A 21,397-nucleotide genomic window follows, 5' to 3' on the forward strand; every position below is an offset into this window, starting at 1 on the left:
AGACCACAGCGGCCCGCGCCCCTCCACGCTAGGCAGTCACCAAGGTGGTCGCACCAGGAGCCCTTCACCTGCCTGTCTGGGCCCCGGTGGCGTGTAGGGCCGCACGTCCGGCTTCGAGCCGGGCGATGGGCACCCGGAAGGGGGAGCACGACACGTAGTCCAGGCCCGCCTCGTGGAAGAAGTGGACGGAGTCCGGGTCACCGCCGTGTTCCCCGCATACGCCGATCTTCAGCCCGGGCCGGGTCGCCCTGCCTTCGGCGACGGCGATCTCGACCAGACGTCCCACACCTTCGCGGTCGATGGTCTCGAACGGGGAGGTCTGGAAGATGCCCTGGTCGAGGTAGGCGGAGAAGAACGCGGCCTCGACGTCGTCGCGGGAGAAGCCCCACGTCGTCTGGGTGAGGTCGTTCGTGCCGAACGAGAAGAACTCCGCGTCCTCGGCGATCCGGCCCGCCGTGAGAGCGGCGCGCGGCAGTTCGATCATGGTCCCGACCGGGCAGTCCAGAGGGATGCCGCTGCCGCCGGAGACCCGCTCCAGTACGCGGGCGACTTCCGCCCGTACCAGCCGGAGCTCCTCCACCGCGTCGACCAGCGGCACCATGATCTCGGCGCGCGGATCGCCGCCGGCCCGTTTGCGGGCCACGACGGCCTCGGCGACGGCACGCACCTGCATGGCCACGAGCCCGGGAACGACCAGCCCCAGCCGTACGCCACGCAGACCCAGCGTGGGGTTCGTCTCATGCATCCGGGTGACCGCCGCCAGCAGTTCGGTCTCGTGGGCGTCCGGTGGCCGCCCCTGGGCGTCGTGCCGGGCGACGCGTACGGACAGCTCGGTCAGGTCGGGCAGGAACTCGTGCAGGGGTGGATCGAGCAGCCGGATGGTCACGGGCAGCCCGTCCATCGCTTCGAGGATGCCGATGAAATCCTCGCGTTGCAGGGGCAGGAGGGCGTTGAGCGCCGCTTCCCTCCCGGCGTCGTCATGCGCCAGGATCATCGCCTCGACCAGGGGACGGCGGTCGCCGAGGAACATGTGCTCGGTGCGGCACAGACCGATCCCCTGCGCCCCGAACCGCCGGGCGCGGGCGGCGTCCTCCGGTGTGTCGGCGTTGGCCCGCACCTCCAGGCGCCGCACCTCGTCCGCCTGCCCCATCAGCCGGTGCACATCGCGGACGACCTGCGTGGCCGGCTCCCTGGGCGGCTGTCCGCCGTCTTCGAAGTACCGCATCACCGGAGAGTCCACGAGGGGCGCGGCGCCCAGGAACACCAGGCCCTCGGACCCGTCCACGGAGATGACGGTGCCTTCCCGCACGGTGCCCGAGGAGCCCGAGGAGGTCGAGAAGAGCCGCCCGTCCGGGTCGACGGTGAGGTCCTCGGCGCCGCACACGCAGACCTTGCCCATGCCCCGGGCGACGACGGCCGCGTGGCTCGTCTTCCCGCCGCGGCTGGTGAGCACGGCCTCGGCGGCGATCATGCCGGGCAGGTCGTCCGGGGTCGTCTCCTGGCGTACCAGGACGACCTTCTCCCCGCCGTCGGACCGGCGGACCGCTTCGGCCGAGTCGAACACCACGGCCCCGACGGCCGCGCCCGGCGAGGCGGGGATGCCCCGGGCCAGCACCTCGCGCGTACCGGAGGTGTCGAAGCGGGGGAACATCAGCCGGGCCAGCCCTGGACCGTCGACCCGGGCCAGCGCCTCCTTCTCGGAGATGAGCCCCTCGTCGGCCAACTGGCCCGCGATGGCGAACGCGGCCTGCGAGGTGCGTTTGCCGACCCGGGTCTGCAGCATCCACAGCGTGCCGCGCTCGATGGTGAACTCGATGTCGCACAGGTCGCTGTAGTGCTCTTCCAGCCGCCGCATGCAGTCGCGCAGCCGGGCGAAGGAGGCCGGGTCGAGGCTTTCCAATCGCTGGAGGGGCACGGTGTTGCGGATGCCGGCGACGACGTCCTCGCCCTGGGCGTTTCGCAGGTAGTCGCCGTAGACGCCGGGGCGGCCGGTCGCCGGATCGCGGGTGAAGGCGACACCGCTGCCCGAGTCGGGGCCCAGGTTGCCGAACACCATCGTCTGGACGGTGACGGCGGTGCCCAGGTCGTCGGGGATGTGCTCGCGGCGCCGGTAGATCCGGGCCCGCTCGCCGTTCCACGAGGTGAACACGGCGAGGACGGCACGCCGTAGCTGCTCGGCGGGGTCCTGTGGGAACTCCTCGCCGGTGTCATCCAGGATCACGTCCTGGTACGTCTCGACCAGCCGGATCAGGTCGCTGGTGTCGAGCCGGGTGTCGTCGGCGACATGGTGCTGCTTCTTGATTCCGGCCAGAGCCTTCTCGAACCGTGCGCTGTCGACGCCCATGACGGTACTGCCGAACATCTGCACGAGGCGGCGGTAGGAGTCCCAGGCGAACCGTTCCCGTTCGGGGGTCTTGCCCAGGCCGAGGACGGACAGGTCGTTCAGGCCGATGTCGAGGATGGTGTCCATCATGCCCGGCATGGAGAACCGGGCTCCGGAGCGGACGGAGAGCAGCAGCGGGTCGTCCACCTGGCCGAGCCGCCGCCCCGCGGCGCGTTCCAGGGCGGCGAGGTGTTCGCCGACCTGGCGCCCGAGCTCGGGTGGAGGCTCCCCGGTGGCCAGGAAGACCCGGCACGCTTCCGTGGTGATCGTGAAGCCGGGCGGTACGGGCAGATTGATGCGGGCCATCTCCGCGAGATTGGCGCCCTTGCCACCCAGTAGGTCGGCCATGTGCCGATCGCCCTCGGCGAAGTCGTACACGTACTTGAACTCCATGCGCCCACACCCGTCTGTCAATGGCGGCGGCCGGGTCTCCGGGTTGTCTGCCGATCCGGCTCGGCGTCTACTCGTGAGGGATCACCGCCACCGGAGCCGCCGAGTGGTGCAGCACCGAATGGACCACCGGCCCGATGTGGCCTCCCAGCCGCGAGTGCCGGCGCCGGAGACCGACCACGATGAGCCGGGAGTCCGCTTCCGCCGCCGTCTCGACCAGGTCCTGCGCCGGGTGCCCCTGACGGCACCGCGTGCTGACAGGGACGCCGGGGTACTTCTCGGTCCACGGGGCCACGGCCGCTTCGAGCTGCTTCCGCTGTTCCGCTCCGACCTCGTCCAGGAGCATCGGCAGCACGCCGCTCGTGTTCGGCCCGTAGCTGGGCGGCAGGGTCCAGCTGTGCACGATCCGCAGTCCACAGCCGTAGCGGTCGGCCGAGCCGAAGGCGAAGGCAAGCACGTCTTCGCCGGACACAGGCAGGTCCAGGCCGAGCACGACATCGCCGGATCGACGAGCGGACTCCGTCTCCTCGCTCTCGGGTGCCCGGACCAGGACGACGGGGCGCTGTGCGCGGGCCAGGACGGCCAGGGAAACCGAACCGGCGATGAAGCCGGTCATGCCACCGATGCCGCGGGACCCGAGAACCAGAAGGTCCGCCCGCTCACCCTCCTCGGTCAGAACCGCGACAGGGTCACCCCCGAGCTGAGACGTCTCCAGCCGCACGTCCGGATGCGTGCGGCGCACACGCTCCTCCGCGGAGTGAAGCAGGGTCTCGGCCCACCGGCGCTGCGTCTCCGGCTCCACATAGCGCGTGACGACGTCCACGTCGGTGCTCCACGCGTGGACGACGCGCAGAAGCCGTGCCCGGCTGAGGGCCTCACCTGCGGCCCACTCCACGGCTGCCAGGCTCTCGCGGGAACCGTCGATACCGACGGTGACAGTGCGGGTCATGATGGGCTCCTCTCGAGAGGCCGTGCTTCCACTTCCAGATTCGTCCACTGCGGCGCTGCGTGCGAGGGCCGGAGGGCCCGGCGCAGGACCCTTGGACCCTCCCGGCTGACGTGGGCCAGGTCCGTTCGCCGGGTTCCCGCGCCCTCACGGCCCCAGACCGGAGAGCGGCGGTGGCGCAGGGTGGCATTGAGGTCCTCGGAGCCATGGGAGCCATCATGATCACCGCCCTTGTGCCCATCCTTCGATCGCCCACGGTCCGCTCCGCCTCATCCGGGCCGTTCCCGCCCGAGCCGATCAGTCGCCCCCTTCGGCCCGGGCGGCTCATGGGCGCTGACCGCCGCTGGAGTCTCCGTCACGTGCTCGGCATGAGGCCGAGCGGGCCTCCGGCGTCATCCGGCGCGGGCACCTGGGCCGGAAGGGTGCGGAGCTGTTCCGTCCGCTCGGCTGCCATTACGAGGGCTACCGGGACCGGGCGGACACAGCCGTGTGGGCAGAGGGCATCGGCCGGGAGCCGGAAGGCCGAACCGACCGGACGGAGCAGTCCGGCTTGGCACAGACCATGCGACACGTACAGCGTGGAGGAGTATCAACCCCGGTGAGAGGGCGAAACGGTCATGGCAAGCAGTGAATCGGTCCCCCGGGTCGTCGTCGGGGTCGACGGTTCCGCGTCGTCGCAAGCAGCGCTGCGATGGGCGGCCCGGCATGCTCAGCTCATCGGCGGCATGGTGGAGGCGGTCTGTGCCTGGGACACGCCTTCCGAGGCCGGGTGGGTGGGTCCGGCCACGGAACCCGGCTTCGACCTGGAGCAGGCGCGCCGCGGTTTCGCCGAGGAGATCCGGGCGGTCTTCGGGGACCACAAGCCGGTAGAAGTACGGGAAGAGCTGGTCCGGGGCGATCCGTCGGAGGTTCTGGTACGAGCGTCCGAAGGGGCCGAGCTGCTCGTGGTGGGCAGCCGAGGACGCGGAGGCTTCGCCCGCGCCATGCTGGGCTCCGTCAGCCAGCGCTGCGCTCAGCACGCCGCCTGCCCGGTGGTCGTGGTGCGTCCCACCGGCAAGGAGAAGTGAGCTCCTGGCCGTGCGTCACTGTCGCGTCGCGACGTCGACCACCATCGGCGCGATGAGGTCACAGCGCACGTCCACGACGCCTTCCACGGCCCGCGTCAGGCGCTCGGCGACGGGGATCAGGGCGGCGTCGCGGACAGATCCGGTGAGCGTCACGCACCCCTTCTCGACCTCCACGTGGATCCCGCCGCGGGAGACGGGAAAGAAGCGGTCGACCACGTCGCGCCTCACCTCGGATGCAAGGTCCGCGTCCGTCCGGAGGAAGACCTTGAGCAGGTCGGACCGGCTCACGACCCCCTTGAGGACACCCTGATCGTCGACGACCGGCAGGCGCTTCACCCGGTGCTGCGCCATCAGGCGGGCGGCCTGAGGCAGCGTGGCGCCGGCAGGGACCGTGACCGGGGGACTGGACATCAGGTCCCGTGCGGTGACGGCACCGGCCTTGGCGTAGTCCGCGAGGCGCTCCTTCTGGCCGGTCATCGTGGGCTCCTGGTCGCGCAGCTCCTCCTTGGCCAGGAGGTCAGCTTCGGACACAACACCGACGACGCGCCCTTCGCCTTCCAGGACGGGCACCGCGGTGACCCGCCACTTCCTCATGGCGGCCACGATCTCTTTGAACCGGGCGTCCATCCCCACCGCGACGACGGTCGAGGTCATCACGTCGTTGACGGTGTGCGGTGATCTGCTGTTCACTGCACGCTCCCTTCGGGAGTGCACCGGCGAGGCGCCGGGCTGAGTGGGTTCCTCACCTTCAGCGTGCGCGTGGTGTACGCGGCGCGACAGGGCCGAGCGGCCCGCCGTACGGCCCTCCGGCACGTCGGTTCCGTGTCAGAGGTGCTGAGGCACCACCGCGACCGGGCAAGAGGCATGGTGCAGGACCGTGTGCGCGACCCTGCCCAGCTGCATGCCGAACTGGCCGTGCCGGCGACGGGCGCCGACGACCAGCAGGTCGGCTGCGGCAGAGCGCGCGAGCAGGACTTTGCGCGCGGGGCCTTCGACCGTGGCCCGCCGCACCCTGACACGTGGATGGTCGCTCATGGCCGCCTTCAGAGCCTCGTCGAGCCGGGTCGAAGCCTCGTCCTCGTAGTGGCGGGCAGGGTCGCCCGCCAGCAGCGGATGGTCCGTGGTCGCGTGGGCGGGACGTCGCCAGGTGCGCACGACGTCCAGGGTGCAGTCCCTCAGCTCCGCCTCGCGGAAGGCGAACCGGACCGCCGCGGAATCGATGTCGGCGTCCCCGACTCCGAGGGTGATCCGCTCGTGGGTGCCTGCCAGTCCAGCCTTGTCCCCCCGTACCACGATCACCGGACAGTGCGCCCGAGCGGCCACGGCCAGGCTCACCGAACCGAGCAGGAGACCGGCGATGTCGCCGTGGCCTCGTGAGCCGGTGACGAGGGCGAAGGCATGGCGGCTTTCCCCCAGCAGCGCATCCACCGCGTCCTCCGGCAGGACATCGGTGACGACCTTGAGGTCGGGGGTACGGCGCATGACGCGCTCCGCCGCGGTTCCCGCGATGTTCTCGGCGAAGACCTGCCCGTCGGGACGGCCGAGGCCGGTCGCGAGGGCGGCGCCTTCGTAACGCTGCCAGAGGGACGCGTACACCAGGCGTAGCGGCAGACCCTGGCGGAGCGCCTCGTCAGCCGCCCAGTCGGTCGCCTGGAAGCTGGGGTCCGAACCGTCCACGCCGACAACCAGGGGCGACTCCATCGTCCCCACCGCCTTTCACGCAGGGTCGTACGTCTCGTTCTCAGGATCGCGCGCGCCGGCCACCCCGTGTAGGGCCGGTCGGGCCCCATGGATGCCCGCCCGGACCACGAGTCCTCACGGCCCACCGGCGCACGCTGGAGGTGAGCACTCAGGAGGAGGGCCGGATCATGACGACTGCCGAACCGTTCACACACGCACTGCTGACGGACGGCGCCACGGTGCGCATACGCCGGGCCGTTCCCGAGGACGCGGAGCGAGTGCTGACCTTCTACGACGCCATGTCGCCGGAGAACCTGCGGTTGCGCTTCTTCTCGACGGGACGTCGCTCGGCCGAGCTCGCCGCCGCCCGGGTGGCCGCGGCACCGAAGGACGACTATCAGGCGCTGCTGGCCGAGGCCGGGGACAGGGTTCTCGGCATCGCGGACTACTCGAGGGAACCCGGGACGACCACGGCGGACATCTCCCTCGCCGTCGCGGACGACCAGCACGACCGGGGGCTGGGCACGCTGCTGCTGGAACACCTCGTCTCCGTGGCGCGCGGCGCGGGCATCACCGCGTTCACGGCCGACGCGCTCTCCGCCAACCACGCGGTGCTGAAGGTCTTCTCGGACCTGGGACTGCGGGCGAGGCGCCACTTCGACGGCCCGGAAGTGCGCTACGCGATCGACCTGGCCCAGACGGACGCCTACCTGTCCGCCACGGACAGGCGCGGGCTCGTCGCCGATGTCGCAAGCCTGACGCCCCTGTTGAAGCCGCGATCGGTCGTGGTCGTCGGGGCCGGCCGAACGCCGGGCTCCGTCGGACGAGCCGTCCTGCGCAACGCGCGTTCCGGTGGGTTCGCCGGCTTGCTCCGGGCCGTCAATCCGCACGCCGACATCATCGAATGGGTGGCCAGCCACCCCTCGGTGCGTTCCCTGCCGTACGTGCCGGACCTGGCCGTCCTGGCTCTCCCGGCACCCGCCGTACCCCAGGCGGCCAAGGAGTGCGGTGAGGCGGGTGTCCGCGCGCTTCTGGTGCCCTCTTCCGGCCTCACGCGCGAGCAGTCGGTGGAGCTGCTGGCGCACTGCCGCAGTTACGGGATGCGCATGGCCGGCCCCAACTGTCTGGGCCTGCTGAACACCGCGCCCGACGTCCGGCTCAACGCCACGTTCGCGGCGCGTCCGCCGCTGCCCGGCACGGCCGGAGTGGCCGTCCAGTCCGGTGGGGTCGGCATCGCGGTGCTCGACGGACTGTCCCGGCTCGGGATCGGTGTGTCGACGTTCGTCTCCCTCGGCGACAAGTACGACGTGAGCGGCAACGACCTGCTGCGGTGGTGGGAGACCGACGGCCACACCGACCTTGCGGTGCTGCACTTGGAGTCGTTCGGCAACCCCCGCGCGTTCTCGCGCACCGCCCGCCGGGTCGCCAGGACCATGCCCATTCTCACCGTTGACGCGGGCCGGTCGGACGCGGGGCGCCGGGCCGCGGCCTCCCACACCGCGGCCGCCGCCACCCCGACCATGACGCGGGGAGCGCTCTTCACCCAGGCGGGCATCATCGCCACGCACACCATCGGTGAACTCCTGGACACCGCCGCGCTGCTGAAGGCGCAGCCGCTGCCCGATGGTGATCGCGTGGCCGTGGTGACGAACGCGGGCGGCGCGGGCGTGCTCGCGGCCGACGCGTGCGACGAGGCAGGGCTGACCGTGCCCGTGCTGAGCGAGGTGACCACGACGGAACTGCTGGCGGACCTCCCCCGAGGTGCGAGCGCCGCCAACCCCGTGGACACGACGGCAGGGGTCGGCGAGGACCAGTTGCGGCGCTGCGTCGACCGGCTGGCCCGGTGCGGAGAGGTCGACACCGTGCTCGTGGTCCTGGTGCCGACCGCCGTGGCCACTGCCGTCGGTGACGACCTGGTCGGAGCGCTGGTCCACCAGCCGTCGCCCCGGCCGCGACCGGTGGTCGCGGTGCTGCCTTCGCAGAGCACCCGTGTCGAGCTGCTGCCGGTCCACGAGGGCGGGCGCGTCCCAGCCTTCGGGGACGCACAGGACGCCGCACGTGCCCTGGCCCACGCGGTGACGCGCGCCAGGTGGCTGGCCCGGCCCGTCGGCGCCGTCCCCGCGCCGGCCGACGTCGACAGCGTGGCGGCACGCGAGGTGGTCGCTCGCTTCCTGGGCAATCATCCCGAGGGCGGCTGGCTCGACCCCACGACGGCGGCGGAGCTGCTGGGCCACTACGCGTTCCCGGTGTCCCCGTGGGCCTGGGCGTCGGACGAGGCCGAGGCGGTCCAGGCGGCCGAACGGCTCGCCGGGGCGGACGGAGCCGTGGTGATGAAGGCGTACTGGCCCGGACTTGTACACAAGAGCGCTCTCGGGGCCGTCGTCCTCGACCTGCGCGGTCCCGAACAAGTACGCGCCGCCTACGGGGACTTGACCCGGCGCTTCGGTGACCACATGACCGGTGTGGTCGTCCAACCGCTCGCCGGCCGCGGAACCGAGCTGTTCGCGGGAGTCGTCCAGGACGCGGTGTTCGGGCCTCTGGTGCTGTTCGGGCTGGGCGGTACGGCCACCGAGGTTCTCACCGACCACGCGGCACGGCTCGCGCCCCTGACCGACGTGGACGTGCGGGAGCTGATGCGGTCACCGCGCTGCGCCCCCCTGGTGTTCGGCCACCGAGGAGGCGGCCCCCTCGACGTGCCGGGTCTGGAGCAGGTGCTGCTCCGTCTGTCCCGGATGGCGTGCGACCTGCCTGAACTGGCCGAGATGGACTTCAACCCCGTCCTGGCGCGCGCGGAGTCCGTCGTGGTGGTGGACGCCCGTGTCCGGCTGCGGCCGGCCCGTCCCGTCGACCCCTATCTGCGCAGGCTCCGCTGATCGAGGTCACGTCCGGCCCGCCCATGTCTCCGCTGCGCCGATCAGACCCAGCCAGCCGTTCAGCCCGGCCACGTCCGGAGCCCCGCACGTGAAGCCGACATGGCCGTCCGGGCGAACGGCCATCAGCCCGCGCCCCGGGCTGTTCATCAGCCGAAGGACGTCGAGGTACGGTCCGTGGGTCGCGTCCGGCAGCGGTTCGGCGTCCCGTTGCAGGAGCAGGTGCACACCGGGGCGGGCCAGCAGATCGTGCAGCCGCCGCGGAGGCCCCCCGACACTGACGGTCGCGTCCGGCAGGCGGTCTCCCGGGTGAGGAGCACCACGGAGGCGCGGTGCTCCCTTCACCGACAGGGGGCTGCGCCGGTAGTCGACCCGCAGCTGGGAGATGACGCGGATGCCTTCAGCGACAAGCCGTCGTCGATCCAGGAGGACCGGCACGACGGGCGCGCCGTGAGGAGCCGCGACCGCGCGCAGCCACGACGGGACGCGTCCGGTCGACGCCTCGGCCCAGAACGCGGCGTGCGTCAGGAGCAGACGCCGGCAGGCAACCGGTCTGCGTTCCCTGTCGTAGGAGTCGAGCAGTGCGCCGGTGTCGAGCTGGTCCGCCGGTTCGCGTTCGGCGGCGCCGATGGCGAAGCCGAGCTTCCAGCCCAGGTTCACCGCGTCCTGGATTCCGGCGTTCATACCCTGGCCGGTGGCTGGAGAGTAGTTGTGAGCCGCGTCCCCCAGGAGGAAGAGCCGCCCGCGGCGGAACCTCCGCGCCAGGCGGTACTGCAGCGGCACCCGGGCGGACCACACGAGCCGCTCGATGCGTGCGTCCGTACCGGCATCGCTCAGGAGCTGCTGCAGTTCCGCGCGAGGGACCGCTGGACCGGGCTGGCCGAACCTTGCCGAGGGACCGGAAGTGGAATCGGAGGCCCGCGTGGCCAGCAGCCGCCAGGCGGCCTGCTCCCCGAGCGGGAAAAGGAGCAGCAGTCCCTGGCGTCCTGCGAAGGCTTCGGCTCCGTCACCTCCGGATCCCCGGCTGAGGTCGATGTCGGCGAGGACCGCCTCCACCGCGTAGGGCCTGCCGTACCAACCGATTCCGGCGCAGGCCCGCACGGTACTGGCCGGGCCGTCGCAGCCCGCGACGAAAGGACACCGGATCATGTCCGTGCCCGTCCTGGAGCGCAGGACGGCGTCAGCGCCGTGCCTCCCCTCACGCACGGCGACCAGTTCGGTACCTCGCTCCACCTCCACCCCACGGCCGGCGAGGGCGGTCGCCAGCACCCTCTCGACGTCCGCCTGCCGGATCAGTGACAGATGCGGAAAGGCCGTGTCCGGCAGCGCGAGGTCCGCCAGTCCGGCCCTCACGACCTGCGGCCCGAGATGGAGACCGACCGTCGGGGCGGTGTCCGCCAGACCCAGCAGGGCGTCCGTGACACCGAGCGGGCGCAGGGCCTCCAGGGTGCGCGGGTGCAGGATGAGTGCGCGGGAGGGCCGGAACGCTTCGGGGCGTCGCTCGACGACGCGGACGCGTGCGCCGTGGCAGTGGGCCTGCAGCGCCAACGTGAGGCCGGTCGGACCGGCCCCGACCACGAGGACGTCCACCGCTCCCGTCACGTCGTGTCCTGGACGCGCCACCACGCCTCGGTGCCGTCCGGCCCCAGGCCCTCCGCCCGCCCGGGATCGGCGAGGAAGTCGTCACGGCGCAACCCGGGCAGTACGGCGTATCGGATCGACCCCGGCACACTGACCAGCGCCAGCACCCGCCACAGGCATCGCGCATAGTGCTCGGCGCGATCCGGGCCGTCCCACTCGTACACACCGCGGTAGCGGTCACGCTCGTCGTGGGCGAGCCACAGTTTGGAGGCGAACCCCGGAAAGCCGACGAACAGCGGAGTGTTCAGCAGGCTTTCCTTTCGGAAGAGGGCGTGGCCGGGCCCGCCGACCAGGCGCAGTCGGAAGACGACCACCAGCGTGCAGGGATTCTTCGCCAGGCCACTGCCGAGGCGGGTCTCCCTGTACACCCGGGCCGAAGTGCCGTCCTCGAAATGGAGCCGCATGCCCAGCCGTTCCTTCGGCACGTGGACTCGGCATCGCGTGAGCAGCGCGGAAGAGGCGAGGAAGCAGTCGGCGACACCGAGCCATGCCTCTCCATGACCAAGGGGTCGTTGTTCACCCATGGTGGTGGCCTCCTCCCGAAGACTTGGAAGGTCTAGGGGTTGTGCGGCACCACGGCCAACGGACAGGCCGCGTGATGGATCATCGCGTGCGTCACGGGTCCCAGGCGCATGCCGGCGTCAGCGCGGTGACCGACGACGAGGAGACTGGCGTCCTCGGCGGCCAGCCGCAGGCTGGGGGCGGCGCGCTCCTCGACCAGCCGCTCCGTAACCGCCACCTCCGGGTACTTCTCGCGCCACGGGTGCAGTACGGCGGCGAGGGACAGCCTCGTCGCGTTCCGCATGGTGTCGGCCTCCGCCGGCGACACCGGGCCGCCCGTCCGACCGTGGGGGCGCAGAGCGGGCGCTTTCCACGCGTACACCGCCGTCAGCGATGTCGCCCTCACCTTCGCCGCCTCGAAGGCGAACGACAGCAGTTCCTCACCGGGATGCTCCAGGTCGAGGCCGAGGACGACCCGCCGGAACGGTGCCCTTGGGGCCGACCCGCCGTAGGGGGCACGTGCACGTTCGTCCTGTGCCCGCTCGCCGGCGCGGACGAGCACAACCGGGCCGCGCGCCCGAGCCGTGACGTCCAGCGCCACAGAGCCGACCATGAAACCCTCCAGGCTGCTGAACCCATGAGATCCGAGGGCCAGCAAGCGGGAGGACTCCGCCGCCGCCAGAAGGGCGGGGACCGGTGCCTCAGCGATGCGGTGGGGGACGAGACGCAGGCCGGGGTGATCCGCCAGAAGCCTCCTGGAGATGAAGTCCAGTGCCCGGTCCTCACGCTCGGCCGGCACGTCGATCTCCGGCAGGTGCGTACGCGGTGTCGGTTCGTAGCCGGCCTGCAGCAGGGTCAGGGGCAAGCCCCTGAGCACCGCCTCACGGGCGGCCCACGCGGCGGCGGCGTTGCTCTCGGCGGAGCCGTCCACGCCTACGGTGATCGTCTTGCGCATGATGCGCCTCTCGGTCGCGTCGTGGCTGTACGGCGGCCCCCGGCGACCATGTCGACGTGGCAGGGACAGCCACCGCAAGAGGCGAAAGGAGCCCATCCGCTTCTCGCGGATCCTGATTGCGCGGTGCACGGTTCATGACCGCTCCCCCGCGCCTCTGATGGGGCTCCTTCCGCCAATTCCAGGTAAACACCGTCACCGCCTGGCCACTAGGGCCTACCGGCCCCTTCACGTACGCAGCCGACGCGGTGGCACGGCCGGCGACGGACGGTCCCGGGTTCTTCGCCGCAGGGAAGACCGTGCGCGGACGATCGCCACGCAACCGCCCGTTGGTTCCCGCTAGGCCGCGACATTGACCTCGTCGTGCTTGGCGCCGCCCAGCACCACCTTGAGCGCTCCGGTGTGCGCCGCGCCGGAAAAGACCTCGTACGCCTCCTCCATCTGCCCCAGCTCGAACCGGTGGGTCACCATCGCCGACGCGGCTGGAAGTCGCCCGGCGGCCATCATGCGCAGCAGCAGCGGAGTGGAGTGGGTGTCGACGAGCCCCGTGGTGATCGTGACGTCCTTGATCCACAGGTCTTCGAGGTGGAGGGCCGCCGGCTTGCCGTGGACGCCGACGTTGGCGACGTGGCCTCCGGGCCGGACCATGCGCGTGCACTGCTCGAACGCCTCGGGCACCCCGACGGCCTCGACCACCACGTCGGCACCCAGGCCGTCGGTGAGGTCCATGACCAGCTGCTCCGGGTCCTCGGCGGCGCTGACGGCGGCGTCCGCACCCATGGAGCGTGGCGCTTCCAGCCGGGATTCCGCGAGATCCACCGCGATGATGCGCCCGGGGGTGTACAGCTGGGCGGTCGCGATGGTGGCGAGTCCGATCGGCCCGGCCCCGACCACGACGACCGTGTCCCCCGGGCGCACATGCCCGTTGAGCACGCCGACCTCGTAGCCCGTGGGGAAGATGTCGGCCAGCAGGACCGCGTCCTCACTGGTGACGGCACTCGGCAGCGGGTGCACCGAGAGGTCGGCGAAGGGTACGCGGACGTACTCGGCCTGGGTGCCGTCGATGAGGTGCCCGAGCACCCAGCCGCCGCCACCCCGGCACTGCCCGTAGCGGTTCTCCCGGCAGAACCCGCAGCGGCCGCAGGCGGCGATGCAGGAGATCAGAACCCGGTCCCCGGGCCGGACCGTCCGTACGTCGCTGCCGACCTCCACGACCTCGCCCACCGCCTCGTGGCCCAGGACCGTTCCGGGGGTCACCTCAGGCACGTCGCCCTTGATGATGTGCAGGTCGGTACCGCAGATGGTGACGGCCTCGACGCGGATCACCGCATCGGCCGCGTCCTTGATACCGGGGTCGGGCACGTCCTCCCAGGACGTCTGACCGGGACCCTGGAACACCAATGCCTTCATGACGTCGTCCTTCTCTCGGATTCGCGGTACAGAACCACGGTCACGCCGCCACGCCCGCGACGCTGGGGCCGATCGGCCTTCGGAAGGGGACGGTCGGACCCCTCTCTCTCCGGGTGGGCGGTGCCACTCTGGTACCGGGGCCGAAGGCCGGAGGTGGAACGATCATGGGTGTGGCTCCTCTTGACCGGGCAGCGGTGACGCCCGCCAAGCCCAGGCCGGCCTTGCTGACGTTCCTCGGGGGCGTCGGGACCGTTACCGGCAGCCGGTTCCTCGTCGAGAGCGATCACACACGCGTCCTGCTCGACTGTGGTCTCTTCCAGGGTCTCGCCGACCTGCGACGGCGCAACTGGCGCCCCCTCCCCCGCGTCGCCGCGGATGTCCACGCCGTCGTCGTCACGCACGCGCACCTGGACCATTGCGGGTATCTGCCCCGGCTGGTCCGCCACGGGTTTCGCGGCCCCATCCTCATGACCGCCTACACGGCCCGCCTCACGGAGATCGTCCTGCGGGACAGCGCCCATCTGCAGATGGAGGCGGCCCAGCACGCCAACGAGCACGGCTGGTCGAAGCACAGGCCCGCCAAGCCGCTGTACGACAACCAGGACGTGGAGCGCACGCTCAAGCTCTTCGATCCCGTGCCGGTCGGCAGCACGGTGGAGATCGAGGCGGGCACCACCCTGACCCTGCACCACGCGGGCCACATCCTCGGTTCGGCCTGGGCCCGCCTGACTCTCGAGGACGGGCACACCCTGGCCACCAGCGGAGACCTGGGCCGCCCCGGCCACCCCCTGCTGCGACCCGCCGAACCGTTCTCCGGGGCGGACGTGCTGCTGGTGGAATCCACGTACGGCAACCGCCGGCACGACGACGAAACGGCGCGGGCAGGGTTCGCCGACGTCATCACCCGCACGCTCGCGCGCGGTGGGACCGTCGTGATACCCGCCTTCGCACTCGACCGCACGGAGGTCGTCCTGCACGAACTGTCGGAGCTCCGCCGCGCAGGCACGCTGCCGGCCGACGTGCCCGTGTTCGTCGACAGTCCCATGGCTCTGGCCGCACTCGACGTCTACCGGGACGCGGTCGCCGCTCAAGCGGCCGAACTACGACCGGAGATCGCCGGTCACGGCGCCGCGGACCTGCATCCCGAGCCCTTCCTGGCCGCCCGCACCGTCCAGGAATCCATCGCCATCAGCGAGCGGGAAGGCCCCGCGGTGATCGTCTCCTCCGCCGGCATGGCCACGGGCGGCCGAGTGCTGCACCACCTGAGCCGACTTCTCCCGGACCCACGCAACGCCGTCGTCATCGTCGGCTTCGCCGCCGCGGGAACGCGGTCCCGCGAGCTGGTCGACGGCGCCCGCACGCTCAAGATGTTCGGTGAATACCTACCGGTGCGAGCCGGGATCGCCAACGTCCCCCACTTCTCGGCCCACGCCGACGCGGCACAGATCATCGACTGGCTGCGGGAGGCGCCGGCCCCCCACACCACATACCTCGTCCACGGCGAGCCGGACGCCGCCGACGCCCTACGCTCTCGCATCGACCGGGAACTGAACTGGACGGCAGTGGTCCCCCGGTCCGGCGAAGCGGTCCTGGTGCGATGACCGCTCCTCACGGCTGAACCAGCGTGAGCACCGTCGAATCCCCCGGCTCCACGGTCACGGCACGGTCGGGCAGCCGGATGTCGATCGGTGACATGTCCGAAGGCGGCACACTGATCCGCAGGCTGCCCGGGCGGACCCGGAGCTGGACACCCCAGTGCCCTTGGTAGCGGACGGAGAAGCCGTACTCGGTGAATCGCGGCGACGGCACGGGGTCGAGCCACAGGGCGCCTCCCCGGGTTTCCAGGCCGGTGAGGCCGCGCTGCACGAGGTCGATGGTCCCCGCCATGGCGCCCAGGTGGATGCCCTCTTCCGTTGTACCGCCCTGAAGGTCGGCCACGTCGCCTTCCAGGGCTTCTTGGACGTATGCCCACGCATCGTCCCGGCGTACGCGTGCCAGTACCCAGCCGTGGACCAGCCCGCTGAGCGTCGAGCCGTGGCTGGTGCGGTGCAGGTAGTAGTCGACCGTACGGCTCCAGGTCACGTCGTCCAGTCCGTAACCCAGTCGGCTGAAGATGGCGGCCAGCTCGGGCGGCGAGAAGAGGTAACCGAGCATGAGGACGTCTGCTTGCTTGGACGCCTGGTACCGGTTGACCGTGTCACCCTCGGCCTCCAGGATCCGGTCCAGGCGGCGGACGTTGCCGTAACGGGCGCGGTAACCCTCCCAGTCGAGTTCGGCCAGTTCACCGAAGCCCTCGAACTGGCTGATCACGCCGCCGTGGAAGGGCACGCGGAGCTTGCGCGACACCTCCTCCCACAGAGCCAGCTCCGTGTGGTCGAGGCCGGTCCGTTCGCACAGTTCCACGCGGCGCGGTGCGGGGAGCTCCCGGAGTACGTGCAGAGCCCGGGTGAGCACCCAGGCAGCGCAGACGTTGGTGTAGGCGTTGTCGTCCAGGCCGGGAGTGTGGGAGCCCGGGTAGGAGTCGTGATACTCGTCGGGCCCCAGCACTCCGCGGATGCGGTATCGCCGGGTGTCGGCGTCGTAGGTGGCGGAGTCGGCCCAGAAGCGGGCGATCTGTGTCAGCATCTCGGCGCCCTTGGTGTGCAGGAACTCACTGTCCCCACTCGCCTCGTAGTACTTCCACACGTTGTACGCGATGGCCGAACCCACGTGGTGCTGGAGGTGCGAGTGGTCTGGCAGCCAGTGCCCGGAGCGGGGGTTGAGGTGCAGTTGCTGGGTTTCCTCGCGGCCGTCGCTGCCGCTCTGCCACGGGTAGAGGGCTCCCTTCCTGCCTGCGTCGCGCGCCGCGTTCAGCGCTCGCGGCAGTCGTCGATGCCGGTAGAGCAACAGGGCACGCGACACCTCGGGCAGATGCAGGTTCAGGTACGGCAGGACGAACAGCTCGTCCCAGAAGACGTGGCCGCGGTACGCCTCGCCGTGGAGGCCCCTTGCCGGGACGCCGACGTCCAGTTCGGCGGTGTGCGGCGACAGCGTCTGAAGCACATGGAAGAGGTGCAGCCGCAGGACTCGGCCGGCATCGCCCGGCACGTCCAGGTCCGACCGGCGCCACAGTTGAAGCCAGGCTGCTCTGTGTGACTCCATCAGCGCCGGAAAGGACGGTGCGCGTCCGACCGCGTCGATCGCCGCGTGGAGCGGATCGCTGATGGCGGGGTCCCTGGACGTGTACAGGGCGATGACCTTGTCGACCGCGTGGGCACCACCCGTCGCGGAAAGCCGCAGGCGCAGGCGCTGGACGGCCCGCAACGGCTCATGTGCTGTGCCGGCCTCGACCACGCCAGTGTCGGCCGTCGTACGGGCCGCCAGGCCGATCCGGATGTCCGAGGTACTGGTCCTGCACCGCAGCCACGTGGTGTCGGATGGGCCGTCCCCAGCGTTCACATGAACCAGGTGCCGGCCGTCGAGCTGCTGGTAGCGGGCGACACCGCTGTTGGTCACGGAGCCGTCGAGGGCGGCTTCCACCTCGATGTCGCCGGACCACCCGCCTTCGGCGGTGAACTCGGTCCGCAGAGCCGCAAGGTGGGGATCCCCCATGTGTACGAGGCGGAGCTGGCGTACCGCGAGCACGCGACCGTCGGCCTCGTACTTCGTCGTGCGCTCCAGGGTTCCGGTGCGCAGGTCGAGATGCTGACGGTGCTCGCGCAGGGCCCCGCTGTCGGGGGTGAACCACGGGGTGTCGCCCTGCGGGCTGGACATCCGGAACCGTAGCGGCAGCCAGTTCGGCAGGTTGACGATGTCCTCGTTCTCGACCTGACGGCCCGCGACGGTCGAGGTGAGCCTGTCGTAGCAGCCGGCGACGTACGTACCGGGGTAGTGCACCTCGTCGGCCGCACACTCGGGTGCCGCGCCCCTGGTCGCCATGTAACCGTTGCCGAGGGTGCACAACGCCTCACGCAAACGCTCCCGACCGGGCTCGTACCCTTCGTACTCCCAGGTGTGGTTCGTCTCCGGCATGTTCTCCGGCATCGTCATTCCTCGAAGGAGTCGGTGAGCAGTTCGGAAAGGTCGTCGACCACGGTGTCCGCACCTCGGCCGAGCAGCGCGGCACGCGTGCCGGACCCGGCGCTGCGGTCCACGCCGACCACCAGGCGAAAGCCACCTCGTCTGCCCGCCTCCACTCCCGCCAGGGAGTCCTCGATCACGGCCGTCCGACCGGGCGGAAGGCCCAGCCGGTCCGCCGCCTCGAGGAAGAGGTCGGGAGCCGGTTTTCCCGGCAGTCCGAGGCGGGACGCTTCGGCTCCGTCCACCACGGCGGCGAAGTACGGCAGGACACCGGACAGGCTGAGCAGATCCCTGGCGTGCCGGGAAGCGGACGCGGCCGCCATGGCCACCCCGCGCCCCCGCAGATGCCGCAGCAGGAGCAGGGTGCCCGGGTACGCCTCGATTCCCCCCGCCCGGAGCTGGTCGGTGAAGAGCTGCTCCTTGTATGCGGCCACGGCACCCACGGTGTCCGTACCGGGGGGATCCGTGAGAGCGCCGAGCGGCAGGGCGAGGCCGCGTGAGGCGAGGAAGGAAGCGGCACCGTCCATGCGGGACTTGCCGTCGACGTACCGCAGGTAGTCGTCCCTGTCGAACGGCCGCCGTTCGTACGGGTCGGCCGGAGGGTGGGCCTTCAGGCAGGCATCGAAGGATGCCTTCCACGCGGCCGCATGAACACGTGCCGAGTCGGTGATCACGCCGTCCGTGTCGAAGACGACACCTGCCACGCGGCGCATGCAGCCGGAGGGAGCTGCCGCCTGCCCCGCGGACGGGCCGGCGTTCACTGGCGACCGCGGCGGTGCCAGGACTGTGCCGAGCTGCCTCTGTTCAAGTCCAGCCTCCAGTCACTAGCTGCCGAACCCCGTTCCACGCCGGGTGCTCTGTGTTCCATAGTGCCAATTGCGCGCAGGCCGGCTGGACAGGACACAAGGCGGGAGCGGAAGGGGATCGCCGGAGTGGGGCCCGTCATGAGCCCCCGTCTCCACGACGGCGACGACCGGGCGGCTCGCCCGCGCGGTACCGCGTCTTCGCTGACCCGTATGGCAAGGGCCGGGCGGATTGCGGCCGCGCGGCGTGCCGTTCCGATGGTGGCCAGCAGGAAGGCAGCGAAGGTCGCGGCCGCCAGGACGCCAATGCTGGTCGACTCGAGGGGGAATCCTCCGTCGAGCCCCTCGAACGCGGCGCTGTTGCGGTACATCAGCCATGTGATCAGCACCCCGAGCAGCGATCCGAGCACGATGCCCTCTACGGCGATGACGGCGCTCTCCCACAGGAAGGAGCGCTTTACCATCCAGGCCCTGAAGCCGAGGGCGCGCAGGATGCCGATCGTGTGCTGCCGTTCGCGTACGGCGCGACCATGACCATTCCGAGGCCGGTGACGCCCACCAGGAGCCCCAGAGCGAGGAAGCCCCGCATCGGCGGGAGTGGTGATGGGCCCGGGCGGACTGGTCTTGAGGGCCGAACGGCCCTCTGCACGGAGCTCGCACTCGTCGATGCTGAGTGGCAGAGGGCGGGCCGCGATGGCCGTGCCCGTCGAACCGTACGGAGGCCATCACCATGACCCGCGCCATTGCTGTAGGGGTGGATGGATCACCGGAAAGCCTGGCGGCGGCCGATTGGGCGGCAGGCGAAGCGTCGCTCCGAGGGGTACCGCTGCGTATCGTGCACGCCTGGCTCTGGCAGCCGTTGGACGTGCCCGTCGTCCAGGACCGGGAAACCCAAGCCAAGTCCGCCAACGCCGTCCTGCGTGAGGCCCGGACGCACGTGGCCGCCCGGCACCCCGGCCTTGCCGTGACTGCGGAAGTGGTGGCGGACACGGCGGTTTCCGCTCTCCTCGGCGAGGCGGAGCGGTCCGAGATGCTGGTGCTCGGTTCGCGCGGACACGGCGCCCTCCTCGGCTTTCTGCTCGGCTCGTACGGCCAGCAGGTGATCGCCGCCGCCACCCGGCCCGTGGTGTCGGTCCGCGCGCGGGACAAGGACGCGCGGGAGCCGGAGGGCGGCGAGGTCGTCGTGGGCCAGCAGGGCACGCCGGCGGACAGCGACGCGGTGCTGGCATTCGCCTTCGAGGCAGCAGCCGCACGAGGCGCGGTGGTGCGCGCGGTGCGGGCCTGGAGCCTGCCTCCTGTCTATGCCTACAGTCCCGGTTCGATGTATCTGGCGGACCAGGCCGGAGGGCTGGAACCGTTCGAGAAGAAGGCATTGGGAGAGGCGCTCGCTCCTTGGCGGGAGCGGTTCCCGGATGTGCCGGTGATCGAGCACGTCGAGATCGGCAGTGCCGGACAGGTGCTGCTCTCGGCCGCCTCACGTGCACGGTTGCTCGTAGTCGGTCGTCGGGTACACCGCTCCCCCGTCGGGACCCGCATCGGGTCGGTCGCCCACGCCGCCCTGCACCATGCCACCTGCCCCGTCGCGGTCGTCCCGCACCCCTGAGAGCCGCCGCGACCGCCGGCCCCGCCCGAGGAGGGCGAGGCCGGGAGCTGTCGCGGTCGGCCGGACCTTCGGCTCAGCTCCGCCGTCGGCCGTCCCGGGTCGCGGTCGAGCCGCTGTGGCCTCCTTGGTCAGCCAGTGCTTGGGTGGCGATGACCGCGGCCTGCACCCGGCGTTCCACGCCCAGCTTGGCCAGGAGCCGGGAGATGTTGTTCTTGACCGTCTTTTCGGCGAGGTAGAGCTCCTTGCCGATCTCGCGGTTGGTGAGCCCCTCGCCGACCAGGGCGAGAATCTCCCGCTCCCGATCCGTCAGCCCGGGCAAACCCTGCGGATGCTCTTCCTTGGGAGAGCCGCCCCTCAGCCGGGCCATCACCCGAGCCGTGGCACCGGGGTCGAGCATCGATTGGCCGGACGCGACCGTGCGCACGGCGTTGACCAGGTCGGTGCCGGTGATCTGTTTGAGGACATACCCGGATGCGCCCGCCATGATCGCGTCGAGCAGCGCTTCTTCGTCGTCGAAGGAGGTCAGCATCAGGCAGGCGAGGTCCGGCATCCGAGAGCGCAGCTCCCGGCAGACGCTCACACCGTCCCCGTCCGGCAGACGCACGTCCAGAACGGCCACCTGCGGGCGCAGGGCCGGAATGCGAACCAGTGCCTGTTCCGCCGTGCCCGCTTCGCCGACCACGGTCAGGTCCGGTTCGGCGTCCAGGAGGTCGTGCACCCCACGGCGCACCACCTCGTGGTCGTCGAGAAGGAACACCGTGACCGGTGCGTCCTCGGTGGAGCTGCTGCTGCTGTCCGTCATCACATGCTCCATATTCGATGAGTCCGCCCGCGCGGGCGGACCTATCAGCATGGTGCGCGCATGCGGGGCGAACGGACAGGGCCGGATGGCCCTGATGCGCGGCTACCGGTGCCGCGCGCCTCTCCGTCTTCACCACACCGCTCGTCCATGCCTGTGTCCCCGTGCCATCCGGAGAAGACCGGCCCTCCTGCATTGGCCCATTGGGCCCTGCCGGGGGTGCGACGACCGCGAGACGCTGACTGTCAGGTACCCCGTTTCCCCGGAGCGGTAAGCCGGAGCAGAAGGTGGGC

At 71.0% G+C, this 21,397-nt stretch carries 16 protein-coding genes; 4 read left to right on the plus strand and 12 right to left on the minus strand.

Going from position 1 to position 21,397, the window contains the following annotated elements; all coding sequences use genetic code 11:
- Window positions 1-64 precede the first annotated feature (64 nt).
- Together ppdK and EIZ62_RS03080 are read right to left on the minus strand one after the other, a co-directional pair.
- Window positions 65-2,776 carry a pyruvate, phosphate dikinase gene (gene ppdK / locus EIZ62_RS03075; RefSeq protein ID WP_156691174.1) on the minus strand — a complete coding sequence of 904 codons (2,712 nt, stop codon included), beginning with the start codon at window positions 2,774-2,776 and terminating at the stop codon, window positions 65-67.
- 67 nt (window positions 2,777-2,843) lie between these two features.
- Window positions 2,844-3,722 carry a universal stress protein gene (locus EIZ62_RS03080; RefSeq protein WP_156691175.1) on the minus strand — a complete coding sequence of 293 codons (879 nt, stop codon included), beginning with the start codon at window positions 3,720-3,722 and terminating at the stop codon, window positions 2,844-2,846.
- A gap of 614 nt (window positions 3,723-4,336) precedes the next feature.
- Between EIZ62_RS03080 and EIZ62_RS03085 the strand changes: the two genes are divergently transcribed.
- Complete coding sequence (locus EIZ62_RS03085; protein ID WP_156691176.1) at window positions 4,337-4,786, plus strand: universal stress protein; 450 nt, start codon at window positions 4,337-4,339, stop codon at window positions 4,784-4,786.
- A 15-nt stretch (window positions 4,787-4,801) separates the two neighbouring features.
- Here the strand turns inward: EIZ62_RS03085 and EIZ62_RS03090 are convergent, their stop codons facing one another.
- Together EIZ62_RS03090 and EIZ62_RS03095 are read right to left on the minus strand one after the other, a co-directional pair.
- Window positions 4,802-5,476 carry a CBS domain-containing protein gene (locus tag EIZ62_RS03090; protein ID WP_156691177.1) on the minus strand — a complete coding sequence of 225 codons (675 nt, stop codon included), beginning with the start codon at window positions 5,474-5,476 and terminating at the stop codon, window positions 4,802-4,804.
- Window positions 5,477-5,611: 135 nt separating this feature from the next.
- Window positions 5,612-6,487 carry a universal stress protein gene (locus EIZ62_RS03095; protein ID WP_156691178.1) on the minus strand — a complete coding sequence of 292 codons (876 nt, stop codon included), beginning with the start codon at window positions 6,485-6,487 and terminating at the stop codon, window positions 5,612-5,614.
- A 167-nt stretch (window positions 6,488-6,654) separates the two neighbouring features.
- Here EIZ62_RS03095 and EIZ62_RS03100 point away from each other — a divergent pair, with 167 nt between their 5' ends.
- Window positions 6,655-9,339: a bifunctional acetate--CoA ligase family protein/GNAT family N-acetyltransferase gene (locus EIZ62_RS03100; protein WP_156691179.1), complete on the plus strand. Its 2,685-nt coding sequence runs from the start codon at window positions 6,655-6,657 to the stop codon at window positions 9,337-9,339.
- A gap of 6 nt (window positions 9,340-9,345) precedes the next feature.
- Here EIZ62_RS03100 and EIZ62_RS03105 read toward each other — a convergent pair whose 3' ends face one another.
- The 4 genes from EIZ62_RS03105 to EIZ62_RS03120 form a co-directional block, all read right to left on the minus strand.
- Window positions 9,346-10,938, minus strand: a complete 1,593-nt coding sequence (locus tag EIZ62_RS03105) for an FAD-dependent monooxygenase (RefSeq protein WP_244375409.1) — start codon at window positions 10,936-10,938, stop codon at window positions 9,346-9,348.
- Window positions 10,935-11,402, minus strand: a complete 468-nt coding sequence (locus EIZ62_RS03110; RefSeq protein WP_244375411.1) for a hypothetical protein — start codon at window positions 11,400-11,402, stop codon at window positions 10,935-10,937. Before EIZ62_RS03110 ends, EIZ62_RS03105 begins: the two co-directional genes overlap by 4 nt.
- Before the next feature lie 131 nt (window positions 11,403-11,533).
- On the minus strand, window positions 11,534-12,433 hold the full coding sequence (locus EIZ62_RS03115) for a universal stress protein (protein WP_167536321.1): 900 nt from the start codon (window positions 12,431-12,433) through the stop codon (window positions 11,534-11,536).
- Window positions 12,434-12,769: 336 nt separating this feature from the next.
- A complete protein-coding gene (locus tag EIZ62_RS03120; protein ID WP_156691183.1) occupies window positions 12,770-13,840 on the minus strand; it encodes a zinc-dependent alcohol dehydrogenase family protein in 1,071 nt (356 codons plus the stop codon).
- Between the two features lie 170 nt (window positions 13,841-14,010).
- Between EIZ62_RS03120 and EIZ62_RS03125 the strand changes: the two genes are divergently transcribed.
- Window positions 14,011-15,441 (plus strand): MBL fold metallo-hydrolase RNA specificity domain-containing protein, encoded by a 1,431-nt coding sequence (locus EIZ62_RS03125; protein WP_244375413.1) that lies wholly within the window; start codon window positions 14,011-14,013, stop codon window positions 15,439-15,441.
- 7 nt (window positions 15,442-15,448) lie between these two features.
- Here the strand turns inward: EIZ62_RS03125 and EIZ62_RS03130 are convergent, their stop codons facing one another.
- The 3 genes from EIZ62_RS03130 to EIZ62_RS32905 are packed head-to-tail and all read right to left on the minus strand — an operon-like array spanning window position 15,449 to window position 19,397.
- Window positions 15,449-17,863 (minus strand): glycoside hydrolase family 65 protein, encoded by a 2,415-nt coding sequence (locus EIZ62_RS03130; RefSeq protein ID WP_156691185.1) that lies wholly within the window; start codon window positions 17,861-17,863, stop codon window positions 15,449-15,451.
- A 2-nt stretch (window positions 17,864-17,865) separates the two neighbouring features.
- Complete coding sequence (locus EIZ62_RS03135) at window positions 17,866-18,612, minus strand: HAD-IA family hydrolase (protein WP_156691186.1); 747 nt, start codon at window positions 18,610-18,612, stop codon at window positions 17,866-17,868.
- Window positions 18,613-18,656: 44 nt separating this feature from the next.
- Window positions 18,657-19,397 carry an ABC transporter permease gene (locus EIZ62_RS32905; RefSeq protein WP_156696169.1) on the minus strand — a complete coding sequence of 247 codons (741 nt, stop codon included), beginning with the start codon at window positions 19,395-19,397 and terminating at the stop codon, window positions 18,657-18,659.
- Window positions 19,398-19,432: 35 nt separating this feature from the next.
- Between EIZ62_RS32905 and EIZ62_RS03145 the strand changes: the two genes are divergently transcribed.
- Entirely contained in the window at window positions 19,433-20,305 is an 873-nt protein-coding gene (locus EIZ62_RS03145; RefSeq protein WP_156691187.1) for a universal stress protein, read from the plus strand.
- 73 nt (window positions 20,306-20,378) lie between these two features.
- Here EIZ62_RS03145 and EIZ62_RS03150 read toward each other — a convergent pair whose 3' ends face one another.
- A complete protein-coding gene (locus tag EIZ62_RS03150) occupies window positions 20,379-21,107 on the minus strand; it encodes a response regulator (RefSeq protein WP_156691188.1) in 729 nt (242 codons plus the stop codon).
- Window positions 21,108-21,397 lie beyond the last annotated feature (290 nt).

Origin of the sequence: Streptomyces ficellus (genome assembly GCF_009739905.1) — a bacterium.
GTDB lineage: Bacteria > Actinomycetota > Actinomycetes > Streptomycetales > Streptomycetaceae > Streptomyces > Streptomyces ficellus_A.